Below are 15,353 nucleotides of genomic sequence, written 5' to 3' on the forward strand. Positions count from 1 at the left end.
TTTTTTCTAAACAAAATAAAACTTCATTCATTAACCCTAAATTTTTTGGTAAAATGAAATCAAGAAGAAGAAGTCGAATAGATTTTCCGATTGAAGCTAAAGTAACCAAACTTAGCTCAATCGATGACCTTCCTGAGGAATTCAGTCATCTGTTGGTTGGCAACCCTGAAGTAATTAGCGTTTCCGACGAAGATGTTGAAATGGTACACCAGATCATGAGGCTCGAAAACATGACTGTATGGTATCATGATGTTTTCCCAAGAACAGCCCTAATCCTGGCCCCATACACCGACAGGAAGGTCATTTCTTTTAGGTTCCTCGCCCGGAACATTATCCTCGAAACCATGGAAGACGGTAAACCATACCGCGTAGCAGAAAGAGAAATTACCATCTACCAGGTAGAAAATACCGCTCCAGAAATCTATGTTGGAGATGTAGACGTACTCTTTATTTGCGCCATCAACATGGATCAAAGACAATTAGCAAACATCGTAGCCCAACACCCGGAACTCCAATGCTTCCTGGACCGCTACTCCAAAGATGAAGCCTATAAAGAAATGGTCGACCAACGATTTATCATCAGCAAATTTGCTGAATGGATGATGGAAGTAGTCAGCAAATTCAGAGGGTCGCTTCTCGCTACCACCCTCCTGAAACAAAAATGCGCCACCAACATGTTATTGAACGTAGCAGCACAGTTTCACCAGTCGCATAAATCAGCCCATGTGCCCAAACGCATGCAGAAAATCTTAATCCGCGCTGTAGAATACCTGGACGACCATCTCAGGGAACCTATAGACGTCGAAAAGATGGCCGCTGCCTTGGGCACTTTTCCTGGCCTGCTCGTCAACAACTTCATACGCAGAAACGCCATGACAATGGAAGAATTCCAGTTCCATCAAAGAATGATCAGAGCCTTTCATCTCGCCGCTAATACAAGCCTCTCTGCAGAAGTGATCAGCGACATCGTCGGCATCTTCGATGTCAATATCCTCTCAGAAAAGTTTACAGCATATTTCAACTGTTCCATCGAAAGCCTTAGAAGTGCGCAATGAAGAGGTATGTCCTTTCCAGGGGAAAGGTCGTAGACACATTGGGTTACAATTAAGTGGGGCTAGTCTTGGCCCTACATCTTCTTTCCCCTCAAAATAACCCTTCGCTTTTTCAGTTAAAAAGATTCAGTAAATTACTGTTCTTTCAAAACTAAAAAGCAAGGGTTATGTTATTTCAACAACGTACGGTTTTCATAACCGGAGCCAGCAGAGGCATAGGTAAAGCAATAGCACTACGATTAGCAGCCCAGGGCGCCAATATCGTAATAGCCGCAAAAAGCGTTACAGAAGATCCCCGCTTAGGCGGAACCATCTACTCCGCCGCCCAGGAAGTGATCGACGCCGGCGGACAAGCACTCGCCGTACAAGTCGATATCCGCGAAGAATCACAAATAGCTCAAGCCGTTCAACAAGCTGTCGACAAATTCGGCGGAATAGATATCCTGATCAACAACGCATCCGCCATCCAACTAACCAATACCGAAGAAACACCCGCCAAACGGTTCGACCTCATGTTCGATATCAACGTACGCGGCACCTTCCTCGTTACCCAACATTGCATCCCACATCTCAAAAAAGGCAATAACCCGCATATCCTTACCCTATCCCCTCCCCTTAACCTCGATCCCCGCTGGTTCGGCCCTCATGTTGCCTACACCATCAGTAAATACAATATGAGCATGCTCGCCATCGGATGGGCCAACGAACTGGAAAAATATAAAATCGCATCCAACGCCCTCTGGCCGGTCACCACCATCGCCACCGCCGCCGTTAAAAACCTCCTGGGCGGAGATACACTGATCAACAAAAGCCGTACAACCGATATATTAGCCGATGCCGCCGAATATATTCTCCAGCAACCCTCCCATACCTATACAGGCCATACCTTCCTCGACGAAGAAGTACTGCAGGCCGCAGGGATCACCAACTTCGATAAATATGCAGTAGTGCCAGGCGCCCAACTGCAACGCGACCTCTTTATTTCCTAACCCCTCCCATTTGCCTCCCTGGCAGCTGGCAGGCTGCCAGGATACCGCAGTCAACTCCCGTTCAATTTTCTAAAAAACTGTAGATCAAACAATAATAAAATTCCAGCAAGTCAATTAACTGTCATCTCAACACTTAATTTGTATATTAATTTTATTTGGGTAATTTTATATATCCACGATATACATATTTACACCCACGATGGCATAACATACCAGGAATTTGTGCAGGAAAAACAATTTCGAATCATTAATCACTCTAAAACCACGGCTTTAATTATGACATAAATGGTGTTCTGCACAAAACACTAATTTTTCTCACCTCTTATCATTCCATGTTATGCAAAAATCGACGCATTGGTGCGCTGAACGCAGTCGCACGCCCTTACTTTTGCTCACGCTATTTATGGTACTATTTAGCTGGCAAAGGTCAAAGGCCCATCCTTTCCAGGCTTCGCCTGTTTCCGGTACCGTTAGGAACGAAAAGAATGAACCGCTGATCGGCGTATCTGTAAAAGTGCAGGGCGGCAACACCGGTACTGTTACAAATCAAAGCGGGCATTTCGAACTGAATGTTCCCGCAGGCGCTACCCTGGTGTTTACCTATGTCGGATACGAACAGCTTACTCAAAAGATCACAGACCGGAATCCTTTAACCATCACCCTGAAAGAAAGCGCCAGCGGCTTAAACGAAGTAGTGGTAGTAGGATACGGCACCCAGAAGAAAACTTCCTCTACTGCTGCTGTTGCCGCCGTTCAGGGTAAAGAACTGGCCAAATCGCCTGTGGCCAATATCTCCAATGCCCTGGCAGGTAATATCTCCGGCGTCAGCATGCGCCCTAACGGAGGACAGCCGGGCCGCGATAACCCGGATATTCATATCCGCGGTATCGCCACCACCGGCAGCAACGCCCCGCTTATCGTAGTAGACGGTATTATCAGGAATAACATCAACGATATTCCTCCCGACGCTATCGCTACGGTTACTGTTTTGAAAGACGCCGCCGCCGTTGCCCCATATGGATTGGGAGGCGCCAACGGGGTTATTCTCATCACCACTAAAAAGGGTCAATCCGGCGTTCCTACCCTCTCCCTGAATGCCTACTACGGCATTCAAACGCCTACCTACTACCCTCGCATGCTGAATGCACAGGACTATATGCGGCTGAGGAATGAAGCCTATCTTAACGAGAATCCCGGCGGTACTCAACTTCCTTTTGCCCAGGACCTGATAGATAATTATGCCGCCAAAAACGCGGAAGACCCGGATAAGTATCCCATCAGCAATACGAAAGACCTGGTTCGCATGCACGCTCCTATGCAGCATTACGATATGCAGCTGTCGGGCGGTAATAAAACAGCGCGTTACTATGCGGGTTTAGGTTACCTGCGGCAAGACGGGATGTTTGAACCCATCAATTACCAACGGTATAACTACAACGTAAACCTGGATGTAAGCGCTACGCCCACTACTACAGTCAATCTTTCGCTGCTGGGAGCGATCGGTAAAACAAACAGCGTAGATGCTGCTACCACGCCCGGGCAATTGTTCAGGGCGGCTTATAAACTGATCCCCATCACGAACCTGTACTATAGTAATGGGCTCTGGGGCGAGTTTGCAGGAAACTCTCCTGTCGGCATCCTCAAAGCAGGATATTCGCACCGTACCGATAATAACCTGCTTACTACTTTAAGCATAGAACAGCAATTGCCATTTATAAAAGGATTAAGCATTAAAGGAACGTTCAGCTACGATCCTAACGAATCGACCGTTAAAGGCTGGCATACTCCTTTTTATTTCTACTCTCAAAATACTTCTACCACTCCTTATACTTATACCAAACAGATATCTACTTCCGAAGGAAACGCCGCTGCCTACACCTGGTTGAACCAGGAATATGCTAAACGGCAATACTTCACCTACCAGGGATTTATCAACTATCATAATACCTTCGGGAACCATGATATTTCTGCGTTGGTGGTAGCAGAAGCCAGAACCACCGACTCTACCGGCTTCTCGGCCCGCCGCAACAACTTCGCTGTAAATATTGATGAATTGGGAATGGGTAGTTCCAACAAGAACGATTTTGACAACAACGGCTCTACCCTCACCGGCAGCCAACTTGGCTTCGTTTACAGGTTTGGTTATATCTATAAGAACAAATACCTCCTGGAAGCGGCAGGACGTTATGACGGGCATTACTACTTCGCACCGGGCAAACGATGGGGTTACTTCCCCGCTTTCTCCGCCGGCTGGGTAATATCTGAAGAACCTTTCCTCAAAGCCCAGGGTACTGCATTGAATTACCTGAAAATAAGAGGTTCCTGGGGTAAATCGGGTAACCTGGCAGGTACGGCTTTCCAATACCTGAACGGCTATAACCTCTATGGTAACGCTTACGCATATGGGAATGGCAGTATGGTACAGGGCTCCAATATCACCACCGAAGCCAATCCCAACATCACCTGGGAAATTTCCACGAAAACAGATGTGGGTATCGACGCTACCTTCTGGCAAGGCCTGCTGAACTTCTCTGCCGACTACTTCCACGAACGCAGAACCGGTATGTTGCTGCCTCCTGCAGTTACAGTACCGCTGGAATATGGCCTCGGCCTTTCCGACGAGAACGCCGGTATAATGGAAAACAACGGTATTGAGATCAGCGCCGGCACCCAGCACCGTTTCAGCAACGGCTTACGTGTAGCCCTGAACGGTAACTTCAGCTATGCGAAAAACAAAATGGTACAGGTATTTGAAACAGCGGCCACCCGCAACAATCCTAACCGCAGCAGAACCGGCCGCCCTATGGGCACTCCTTTCGGTTACCATGCGCTAGGCCTGTTCACCACCGCCGATGATAAGAACGGCGACGGCATCATTGACGCCCAGGATGGCTATAATGTAACCCAATTCGGTACCCTGCACCCGGGCGACATCAAATATGCTGATATCGGGGGGCCTGACGGCAAACCGGATGGTAAAATAGACGCGTACGACGAAGTGGCCATCGGTAACCCCGTATACCCGTTCATTACCTACGGCTTCACTCCTACTGCTTCCTGGAAAGGATTTGATCTGAGCCTGTTCTTCCAGGGTTCTGCACTGGCCGGCCTCACGATCCGTGGCTTCCAGACCATTCCTTTCAACAACAACAACAGCAACTCGGCCTACGAATATTTCAACAACCACTGGACGCCTCAAAAACAGGATGCAAAATATCCAAGGGCTAACCAGTCGCCATATGCCAACAATACCCAGAACAGCGATTTCTGGATAATGAAAACAGGATACCTGAGATTAAAGACCATCGTATTCGGCTATTCGCTGCCGGCAAAGGTGATCAAAGCGCTTCGTATGCAGCAGCTGAGAGTGTACTTCTCCGGTCAGAACCTGCTTACTTTCAGCAAGCTGAAGTTCATGGACCCAGAAGTAGGCTATACAGATCTTGAAACCGCCTACCCGAATCAACGTAATGTCACTTTTGGCTTAAACCTGACCTTTTAATCTTACTATCATGATCCGTATCAAACATATTATCATAACATGCCTGGTCTGCGTTTGTATGGCCTGCAACAAAGATTTCCTGGAAAATACCAATAAGAGTAAACTGACAGATGATATGCAGTGGTCTGGCGAAGGCAATGCAGACCTCTTCCTGAACGACATCTACAGTGCGCTGCCAAATTATTGGAACCAGCCGGAAAACCTCGACAATTTCACGGACGACAACGACGCCGGTTTTTATTATACTTCCTACAACTGGAAACAAGGTATTGTATCGCCTGCCTCCAGCGATTACACTGTATGGGGCGGTATCACCGGGTCGGCCGACCTTACCAACTGGCCAACTACCTTCAACAACATCCGCAAGTGCAACACGTTCATTGCCGCAGTACAGCAATACGCTTCCAATTTTTCAGAAGCCTGGAGAAATAAACGCCTGGATGAAGCCCGTTTCCTCAGGGCCTTTTTCTACAGCGAATTATGGCAGCATGTTGGCGGATTGCCCATCATCACCGAACCGATGGACAGGCGCAAAGACGACAGCACAGAGATCTATAAAGCAAGGAACACTTTCGCCGAAACTGCAGATTTCATAACCTCCGAATTAGACGCTATTGTAAAAGGCCAGCACCTGAATGTAAAATACAATCATGGCGATGCAGATGCAGGAAGGGCTACCCTGGGCGCTGCGCTGGCCCTGAAAGGCTGGGTGGAACTATATGCCGCCAGCCCCGCATTTAACGCCGCTACGCCGGCTGCAGGCATCGATCCTAACAAAGTTGCCGGCTACAACAACTACGACCCGCAACGCTGGGCTAAAGCTGCCGCTTCTTTTAAACTGTTCATTGATAACTACGGCAACGGCAAACCTTATGAACTGTTCCCTAACCAGGCAACGTTGTGGTATGAAGCGAACGAGTATAATTCAGAAGTGGTATGGGACAGGCAGGTAGTGGCCAATATTATGGGTTCTTCCTTCGAACAATACGGAGGTCCCGTGTGGATCCTGGGTAACTATTATACCTGGGGTAACTACAATCCTACCCAGGAACTGGTAGACCAGTTCCAGATGGCTAATGGTAAATCCATCACCGATCCGGCTTCCGGCTACGACAAACAGCAACCCTATAAGAACCGGGAAAAACGGTTTTACGACTGGATCGTTTACGACGGGGCGCCTTACAAAATGGATTGGATGGATAGAACAGACACTATTTTTACCCGCATCGATAAAGTACGTCCTTCTAAAAACCAGATAGATTTCGGAACAGATGATGTAAGCAATACAGGGTATTATTTTAAGAAGAAACTGAATCCCCTGGTTCGTCCGGGCGGCGGTGCAGTAAGCGGCGCAAACTTCATTTATTTCAGGTATGTGGAAGTATTGCTGGGATATGCAGAAGCGCAGAACGAAGTTGCCGGTCCTGACGGTACTGTTTACAATGCCATGCACCTGGTAAGACAACGGGCAGGGCTACCCGATCTGCCTGCGGGTTTATCGAAAGATGAAATGAGAGAAGCCATCCTGCATGAAAGAAGAGTAGAACTTTGTTTCGAGCAAAAACGCTTCTACGACATCGTACGGCATAAGATCGCCAACACGGTAATGAACGTGGACAAACATGGTATGATGATCACCAATACCTCGCCTAACGACAACAAAGGCGTATGGAAGTATGAACCGGTACCATTAAACCACCCCCACGTATTCAAACCCCACATGTACCTGAACCCTATCCCCCAGGACGTGATAGACCGTAACCGAAAAATCGTCCAGAATCCTGGCTATTAATAGTCACGCAGAATGTTTCACGCAGAGAGGCATAAGGAGCAAAGAAGCATAAGATTTTTTGACCGAAGCGGATTTTAAGAAGCAAAGGAAGGGAGATTATGTTATACATTGTGTTATATAACATAATCTCCCTTCCTTTGCTTTCTTATTTTCCTTAAAATATATCTTATGCTTCTTTGCTCCTTATGCCTCTCTGCGTGAAACATTCTGCGTGATACTACAACTCGCGGATCCAGATGTTGCGGAAGCTCAGCGGTTCGCTCTTATCGCCGTGCGATTGCAGTTTGATAGGGCTTGCACCATGCGCCTGGCGGTAAGCCGGAGTACCGATATACTGGGTAGGTCCTTTCAGTTCTGTATCGTTCTGTACCAGTACGCCGTTGAACAATACGGTCACTTTTGCAGGTTTCACCAGGGAACCGTCGGTACCGAATACCGGGGCTGTCCAGATCACGTCGTAAGTTTGCCATTCGCCTGGTTTGTTGGTAGGGTTGGCGAGCGGAACTGCTTGTTTATATACGCTGGCTGCCTGGCCGTTCGTATAGGTTTTGTTTTCGTAAGAATCCAGGATCTGCAACTCATACCCTGCATCCCCTTTACCCAGGGAAGCCAGGAAAAGACCGCTGTTGCCGCGACCCTGGCCGGTACCTGTGATGTTTGCAGGCACTCGCCATTCGATATGCAGCTGGTAGTTAGTGAAACTGCGTTTAGTTTCGATATTGCCGTATTTTTTGTCTACGGTCAGTAAACCGTCTTTCACTGTCCATTTAGCAGGCGTGTTGCGGTCATCTGCCATTACCCACTCATTCAGGTTGCTGCCATCAAATAATACGATAGCATCTGAAGGCGCTTCTCCGCACTTTTTACCAGGTTTAACCACCGGGGGAACGGGAGTATATACTTCTGTATCTTCAGGTTTCGCTTTATCCTGTGCTGATACTGCCAGTGCTCCACCGGCTAAAAGCATAGTAACTAGGAATTTTCTTTTCATAATCTGATTTTAACTGGAATGAATCCCCTTATGGCAGGGTTAAGCCACAATAATAGAGAAAATAGTATATCAACGCAAGCATTTTTGTATCAACGGTGGTAACATACAGTTAACAATTAATTCACTTCTTTGCAAAATGAAAAGAGTTATACTGTTATTGCTATGCCTTATCCAGGGCCTGACAAACATTAAAGCTTCCGAACCTGTCGCCATCGTCATATCCGCGCCCGATACCACTTTCCTCGCTTTGCGCCAGGCGCACGACCAGGCCGTTGCCAGGCAGGATATGCAAACAGCCGGCAAATGCCTGCAGGAAATGGGAAAGATCTGCTATACCCTCGGCCACTATGCCAGTTCTCTGGATTATTACCAACAGGCCATGCAGGCTTTTGAAGCGGCAGGAAATAAAAAGGAACAGGCCGGCTTATTGAATGATATAGGAGAATTATATTATAGGAATATCAATAAAACCGCTGCTAAAAAACAGTTCGACAAAGCCCTGCAGCTGTTTCAAACAATGAAAAACATTCCCGGGATGGCCGAAACCTACGGGCATATAGGTCATTATTATGAAAAACAGCAGCAATACGATAGTGCGCATTATTTCCAGCACTCGGCCCTGGCATTATACCAGCAATTAAAAGATACTGTTGGCATTGCACGGATATACGAACACCTGGGTACCATACATGAAGACCTTTCCCAATACGATACCGCCCTCTCCTATTTCAATAAAGCGCTGGCGCTGTACGAACAAAGAGGTAACAAACCGGAAGGGTTGGAAGTGACCAATAATATAGGGGATATTTTAAGGAAAACAGGCCGCTATGCCGCCGGCATCAGCTGGTCGTTGCGCGCCCTTAACCTTGCCCTGCAAAGCAACAACAAATACCAGGAAGGGGCAGCCTGTAAAGACCTGGCAAAAGCTTACAACCTCCTGGGGAAAAATGACAGCGCCTTTTATTATATGGAATGGAGCCGCAAATGCCTCAGCGAGATATACTCGGCGCAGAATAACCAGCAGATGAGCTTTCTGCAGGTCTTATACGATACCAATAAAAAATCAGAAGAGATCAACCGGTTGGAAAACAGTCACCGGGTGAACCGTGTCATTTACATTGCCATCGGCATCGTAGTGGCGTTGCTGGTAGCCCTGGCCCTGGCCATCATTTCCCGCCAGAAGCTGAAGATCAGCCAGGCCCAGGCCCTTTCGGAACAGAATGCCGCTATCAACAAGGTGCAAAAAGACCAGCTGGAGCTGAAAAGCCGGCAACTGGCCAATCATACCCTCGACATCATTCAACGGAACCAGTTCCTGGAAGAACTACGTCATAGTCTTACCCAACTGGTACAGGACGAGAAAAGGGACCAGAAAAAACAATTGCAGCAGCTGGTAGTGAAGATCAACCAGAATGTGAGCCATGAAAAACAATGGAAAGAATTCACAGATGTTTTTGAACAGGTACACCAGGTGTTTTTTGATAAACTGAATGCCAGGTTCGGCGATCTGACAAACAACGATATACGCCTGCTTGCATTGCATAAAATGAATATCGATTCAAAAGACATGGCTACGATCTTAGGCATTTCACCGGATAGTTTAAGAGTGGCCAGGTATCGCCTGAGAAAAAAATTAAACATACAGGAAGGAGATACGCTCACCACTTTTGTGCAGAATCTCTAGTGTTAACATTCCGGTAATATTACGCTAACATAATGGTAATGGAGGATCGCGTTACAAACAACACATTGACAAACAATAAATTACAACACACTTGTATACGCTGCTTACGCTTTGTTTACGGTGCTGTTAACGTTGTTCACAATTTGCTTACGCCCGGTTTTCCGTTTTCTTCTTTCCTAAAATGAGTTTTGCGATATGGTTTTGCCATGCAATCAACTATATCAAATTCATCTCAAATGAAAACAACTTTAATCACCTTCTTTTGCCTGATCTCCAGCGTTGCAGTGGTCAAAGCTGACGGATTAAAAGGACATGTATACGACCAGCAGACGGGCGAGCCCCTGGTTGGCGTAACCATTGTGCTGGATCAGTCAAAAACTGTTGCAGTAACCGGCCTCGATGGATCATTCGAGTTCAAGAACCTCCATGCAGGGAAGTTTGTGCTGCAGGTTTCGCACCTTAGCTACAAGCCGCTGCGTAGGGAAGTAAACCTGGGCGATAAAGACAACCCGCCCCTCAACATTTACATGAGTGAACGCAGCAGTAAAAGCCTGGGCGAAGTAGTAGTGGCTGCCGGCAACAAGGCAGGAACAGAAAAAACTGCCAGGAAACTGGAACAACGTTCTATCCAGCAGTTGAATGTAATGTCGGGAGCCGCCATTGAAGTATCCCCCGACCTTACCGTTGCCAACGTAGTACAACGTATTTCAGGGGTATCCGTAGAACGCAGCAGCAATGGCGATGGGCAGTATGCGATCCTCCGCGGTATGGATAAACGCTATAACTACACTACCGTTAACGGTATCAAGATCCCCAGCCCCGATAATAAATACAGGTATGTGCCGTTGGATATCTTCCCTTCCGACATGCTGGAAAGACTGGAAGTATACAAATCGCTTACTCCCAACATGGAAGGTGATGCTGTAGGAGGCGTGGTGAATATGGTGATGAAAGATGCGCCGGACAGGCTGCAGATCAATGCCAACCTGGCTACAGGCTATAGCCAGATGGTACTGGATAAAGGCTTCCTGGGATTCGATGCCGGCAGCATGAATGCAAGATCGCCCTACGAAATAAACGGTAAGAACTACGACGCTAAAGCAAGCGATTTCGGTAAAGGCACCCTCGACTACCGCAATAAAAGCTTTGCACCAAATGTAGTAGCAGGGTTATCGCTGGGCCAACGCTTCTTCAATAATAAACTGGGAGTAATGGTGGCCGGCAGTTTCCAGAACACCTACCGCGGCACTACCAGCACTTATTATAACAACGGCATGGTGGATACAGCTAAATATACTGTCATCACCAGTATGCAAAACCGCCAGTATAGCGAACAACAGCAAAGAACCGGTTTGCATAACAAGATCGATTATACGATCAACGACCATAACAAGATCGCCTTCTACCAGGCTTATATGCAGTTGTTGAGCTTCCAGACACGAGATATGGTGACCACCAACTTCTCGAACGGCGACTACAATCCTGCCGCCGGAAACGCCCAACTGACCTATAACATGCGCTCCCGTAAAACCAACCAGCAAATCTATACCGCTAACCTGACGGGAGATCATAAAATACTGCCAGGTATCCTGAAAGTACACTGGGCTACTGCTTTCTCTTCTGCCCGCAATGCAGTACCCGATTACACCAGCCTCTCCATCGATGGCGTGAGAAAGAACTTTACAGACACCAAAACCACACCGGGAGAAAGCACCCGCAGATGGGAAAGAAATACGGATAACGACATCACCGGCCTGGCCGATATCACTTATACCGCTAACATAGGCGGTCGCGATGTGGATTTCATAGCCGGCGGATTGTACAGGGATAAACAACGCAGCAGCTTCTTTAACAACTACGTGCTGCGCCCAGCCAATATCAGCGCGCTGTATGGCAAAGATTACAACAACTATACAGACCTCGACTGGGAAGTACAGAACCCTAAAGGCGCCGTTGCCAACGCCCTGACCTACGACGCTTCTGAAAAGATCGCCGCCGGTTACGGTATGTTCAATTACAGGTCTGACAGGTGGGAGATCGTAGGAGGAGTACGCATAGAGCATACCAACCAGGGTTATCATATGCTGTTTCCACAGGGAGAAAGCAAGCCGGTTAACAACCAGGTATATACAGATGTATTGCCCAGCCTGAACCTGAAATACCAGTTCGCAAAGCATCAGCAGATCCGCGGCTCCTACTTCCGCTCTGTAAACCGCCCCGGCTTCTTTGAAATAGTTCCCGGCAAAAGCTTCCAGGACGAGTACTGGGAATGGGGAAATGCCGACCTGAAACGCGCCATCGCCGATAACCTCGACCTGCGTTACGAATTATTCCCTAACCACAGCGATCAACTCCTTGTCGGCATCTTCTACAAAAAAATTAAAGACCCCATAGAGCAGACCATTACAGCAGATGCCGTCCGCGGACAGGATGTTTACTACCGCCCGGGCAACTTCGGTAATGCTACCAACTATGGCCTGGAAGTCGACTATATCAAATTCTTTCACAACTTCGGTATCAAAGCCAATTATACCTATACCCATTCCAGTATCACTACGGATAAAAGCAGCCGCCTGAGAGATAAAGACGGCAACCTCCGTACCATCGTTGTGCAACAGACAAGACCGCTGTATGGGCAGTCAGAACACATCGGCAACCTCTCCCTGCTCTACAAAGACGTTCGCAGGGGCTGGGATGCACAACTGGCAGCCGCGTATACTGGTCCGCGCATCAACACAATTTCACAGTTCGTAGATAATGACCTTTGGCAGAAAGGGTTTGTGCAGATGGACTTCTCCATAGAAAAAAGAATAGGCAGCCATTTTAGTGTGTATGGAAAAGCTAACAACCTGCTGAACACTCCTGCAACCATTTTCATCAAAGGGGTAAATCCTGAAAACGCCGATCTGCCCGGACAGGGAAGCAACAATGAAACCCTTATCAGGAAAGAATATTACAAACAGAATTACCTGGTCGGCGTACGTTATAAACTCTAAAAACCTATAATCATGAACTTCAGATATTTTTCTCTTATCATAGCCCTGGCGGCAATATTTTCAGTTGGATGCAAGAAAGCGAACAGCGATGTGGACATCACTAAAGAAGTAGCCGGATCGGGTACTGTTAAAGGCGATGTATCCGGCATCTGGCCTAAAGGAAGCATCCAGCGCGTATCCGGCGATATTATTATCCCTGAAGGCAAATCGCTGGTGATAGAAGAAGGCGTACTGGTAATAATGGATACCCTGGCAAAACCGGAGATCATTGTAAAAGGAGACCTTTATGCAATGGGTACTGCCGAAAACCCTATCCGTTTTACCATTGAAGAGAACTTCCGTACAGAAAGCAAGAAGTTCGGTAAACAGTGGGGCGGTATCCTGGCTGCGCCAACCTGTAAGGAACTGTTGCTGGATAATGCGATTGTAGAATATGGCGGCGCTACGACCACCGAATCTTCCACCTCCGTTAAACTGGGCCTGTATAAAGCAGTAAGCGGTGAGAATACGCCGGCTATCTGGTTCAGTAATGTAAACGGCAAGCTGGTTGTGACCAATTCCACTTTCCGTTTCTTCCAGGACGATTGTACCTATATCGAAGGCGGCAAGATCATCTTCTCTTACAATAAATTCTATACTACCGGTTTAGTGGGCGGAGAAGGTATCAATATCAAATCAGGTTGCCTGGCAGACGTGGGTTTCAACTTCTTCTACGCTACCAATACCAATGCGCTGAAACTTTCTAACTCCGGCGACCGTACGCCGCAGGCGCATGTTGTTGCGTATAACAACACTATCCTGAATACCGGCTGGAGAAGGCCTACCGTTAAAGGCGGCGGCGTTTGGCTGGAAGCGACGGTGTATGCAGAACTCTATAACAACCTGTTTGCAAATGCAAGGTTTGGCATTAAACGCGACACCAAGAAACCGGAAGACAAACGTTCTGCATTTGGCCACAACTTATACTATGGCTATGACCAGCAGACAGTAGACCAGTTCCAGCCGGTATCTGATATTATTGGCGGGAAAGATGACGTAATAGGTACAAAAGCAGGCGAGAATAATCCCCTGTTTGTGAGTTATCCATTAGAAACAGCTACCAATAACGCCGACTATATGAGCAGCTGGGATTTCCATCTGAAAGCAGGATCGCCTGCCCTGGGGAAAGGAACTACTTCATTTACCCGTAACTTCCCTAATGGTATCGAGATCAAGGGAATTACCTACCCTTCTCCGGCTCCTGAAACTTATATTGGTGCGTTTGGCTTAAAATAATCCTGGATAATGAACCTTAATAATATATTTCTCAACACAGCAGCCGGTTCCCTGCTGCTGTGTTTCTCCGCCTGCGCTACCAGCGCAAATACGGATACTTCCGTAATAAAACCGGTGATCATTACAGAACCGGTTAAATACGATGCAGACGATCCTGCTATCTGGATCAATCCTAAAGACCCGGCCAAAAGCCTGGTGATCGGTACCGACAAAGATGCCAATGGCGCCCTGTATGTATTTGATCTGAAAGGGAAGATCGTAAAAGTAGTAGATAGCCTGCAACGGCCTAACAATGTAGACATTGCCTATGGCCTGATGTTGAACGGCCAACCCACAGATTTTGCAGTAACAACAGAACGTTATACGCACAAGCTCCGTTTCTTCTCCCTGCCCGATATGCAGCCGATCGACAATGGCGGCATCCCGGTGTTTGAAGGAGAGAACGAGCCCCAGTTCAGGGACCTGATGGGCATTGCCGTATACACCGCTCCCGATGGTAAGCATTACGCCATTGTTGGCCGTAAAACCGGCCCTTCGGGATCTTATCTCTGGCAATATTTGCTGCAAGATAACGGCCAGGGGAAAGTGAAAGCTACCCTGGTGCGCAAATTCGGCAACTATAGCGGTAAAAAGGAGATCGAAGCAATTGCCGTCGATAACGAAGCGGGTTACGTCTACTATTCAGACGAGCAATTTGGCGTACGCCAGTACTATGCCGATCCGGCAAAAGGCAACGAGGAACTGGCCGTTTTCGGTAAAACAGGTTTTTCTGAAGATCATGAGGGCATTTCCATTTATAAAGGCTCTAATATAGATGGGTATATCCTGGTTTCTGACCAGGGCGCCAACCAGTTTCACCTGTTCAGCCGGGCCGGCCTGGATCATAAACCCGTGAAAGTGGTGAAAGTAGCGGCGTCGCACAGCGATGGTTCCGACATTGTAAGCCAGCCGCTGGATTCCACTTTCAAACATGGGCTGTTTGTAGTGATGAGCGACGACAGGACTTTCCATTATTACCGATGGGAAGATATAGCAGGGCAGCCGGAAACAAAGCGTTAATAACCTAAAAGCA

The 15,353-nt window shown here is 47.6% G+C and carries 9 protein-coding genes; 8 read left to right on the forward strand and 1 reads right to left on the reverse strand.

The features are described from left to right. Positions 1–53: 53 nt before the first annotated feature. The 4 genes from BLV62_RS01455 (at position 54) to BLV62_RS01470 (ending at position 7,335) form a co-directional block, all read left to right on the forward strand. A complete protein-coding gene (locus tag BLV62_RS01455) occupies positions 54–1,055 on the forward strand; it encodes a helix-turn-helix domain-containing protein (protein ID WP_089757904.1) in 1,002 nt (333 codons plus the stop codon). A 164-nt stretch (positions 1,056–1,219) separates the two neighbouring features. Continuing rightward, positions 1,220–2,041 (forward strand): SDR family oxidoreductase, encoded by an 822-nt coding sequence (locus BLV62_RS01460; RefSeq protein WP_089757906.1) that lies wholly within the window; start codon positions 1,220–1,222, stop codon positions 2,039–2,041. Positions 2,042–2,444: 403 nt separating this feature from the next. After that, positions 2,445–5,543 carry a SusC/RagA family TonB-linked outer membrane protein gene (locus BLV62_RS01465; protein WP_225889567.1) on the forward strand — a complete coding sequence of 1,033 codons (3,099 nt, stop codon included), beginning with the start codon at positions 2,445–2,447 and terminating at the stop codon, positions 5,541–5,543. Between the two features lie 10 nt (positions 5,544–5,553). Further along, the gene (locus BLV62_RS01470) at positions 5,554–7,335 is read left to right on the forward strand and encodes a RagB/SusD family nutrient uptake outer membrane protein (RefSeq protein WP_089757910.1); all 1,782 of its coding nucleotides are present in this window, start codon (positions 5,554–5,556) and stop codon (positions 7,333–7,335) included. A 217-nt stretch (positions 7,336–7,552) separates the two neighbouring features. Here the strand turns inward: BLV62_RS01470 and BLV62_RS01475 are convergent, their stop codons facing one another. Next, on the reverse strand, positions 7,553–8,326 hold the full coding sequence (locus tag BLV62_RS01475) for a 3-keto-disaccharide hydrolase (RefSeq protein ID WP_211117717.1): 774 nt from the start codon (positions 8,324–8,326) through the stop codon (positions 7,553–7,555). A gap of 136 nt (positions 8,327–8,462) precedes the next feature. Here BLV62_RS01475 and BLV62_RS01480 point away from each other — a divergent pair, with 136 nt between their 5' ends. From BLV62_RS01480 to BLV62_RS01495, 4 genes are all read left to right on the forward strand, one after another. After that, on the forward strand, positions 8,463–10,010 hold the full coding sequence (locus BLV62_RS01480) for a tetratricopeptide repeat protein (RefSeq protein WP_089757914.1): 1,548 nt from the start codon (positions 8,463–8,465) through the stop codon (positions 10,008–10,010). A 236-nt stretch (positions 10,011–10,246) separates the two neighbouring features. Continuing rightward, positions 10,247–13,006: a TonB-dependent receptor gene (locus BLV62_RS01485; protein WP_089757916.1), complete on the forward strand. Its 2,760-nt coding sequence runs from the start codon at positions 10,247–10,249 to the stop codon at positions 13,004–13,006. A gap of 12 nt (positions 13,007–13,018) precedes the next feature. Beyond that, complete coding sequence (locus BLV62_RS01490) at positions 13,019–14,281, forward strand: right-handed parallel beta-helix repeat-containing protein (RefSeq protein ID WP_089757918.1); 1,263 nt, start codon at positions 13,019–13,021, stop codon at positions 14,279–14,281. Between the two features lie 9 nt (positions 14,282–14,290). Continuing rightward, complete coding sequence (locus BLV62_RS01495) at positions 14,291–15,340, forward strand: phytase (RefSeq protein WP_089757921.1); 1,050 nt, start codon at positions 14,291–14,293, stop codon at positions 15,338–15,340. Positions 15,341–15,353: the final 13 nt, after the last annotated feature.

The organism is Chitinophaga terrae (ex Kim and Jung 2007) (assembly GCF_900107795.1).
Lineage (GTDB): Bacteria > Bacteroidota > Bacteroidia > Chitinophagales > Chitinophagaceae > Chitinophaga > Chitinophaga terrae.

What these genes read in the sequence shown, in the direction of transcription:
- BLV62_RS01460 (WP_089757906.1), top strand. Translation starts at nt 1,220, where the DNA reads ATGTTATTTCAACAACGTACGGTTTTCATAACCGGAGCCAGCAGAGGC.
- BLV62_RS01455 (WP_089757904.1), top strand. Translation starts at nt 54, where the DNA reads ATGAAATCAAGAAGAAGAAGTCGAATAGATTTTCCGATTGAAGCTAAA.
- BLV62_RS01470 (WP_089757910.1), top strand. Translation starts at nt 5,554, where the DNA reads ATGATCCGTATCAAACATATTATCATAACATGCCTGGTCTGCGTTTGT.
- BLV62_RS01465 (WP_225889567.1), top strand. Translation starts at nt 2,445, where the DNA reads ATGGTACTATTTAGCTGGCAAAGGTCAAAGGCCCATCCTTTCCAGGCT.
- BLV62_RS01495 (WP_089757921.1), top strand. Translation starts at nt 14,291, where the DNA reads ATGAACCTTAATAATATATTTCTCAACACAGCAGCCGGTTCCCTGCTG.
- BLV62_RS01480 (WP_089757914.1), top strand. Translation starts at nt 8,463, where the DNA reads ATGAAAAGAGTTATACTGTTATTGCTATGCCTTATCCAGGGCCTGACA.
- BLV62_RS01485 (WP_089757916.1), top strand. Translation starts at nt 10,247, where the DNA reads ATGAAAACAACTTTAATCACCTTCTTTTGCCTGATCTCCAGCGTTGCA.
- BLV62_RS01475 (WP_211117717.1), bottom strand. Translation starts at nt 8,326, where the DNA reads ATGAAAAGAAAATTCCTAGTTACTATGCTTTTAGCCGGTGGAGCACTG.
- BLV62_RS01490 (WP_089757918.1), top strand. Translation starts at nt 13,019, where the DNA reads ATGAACTTCAGATATTTTTCTCTTATCATAGCCCTGGCGGCAATATTT.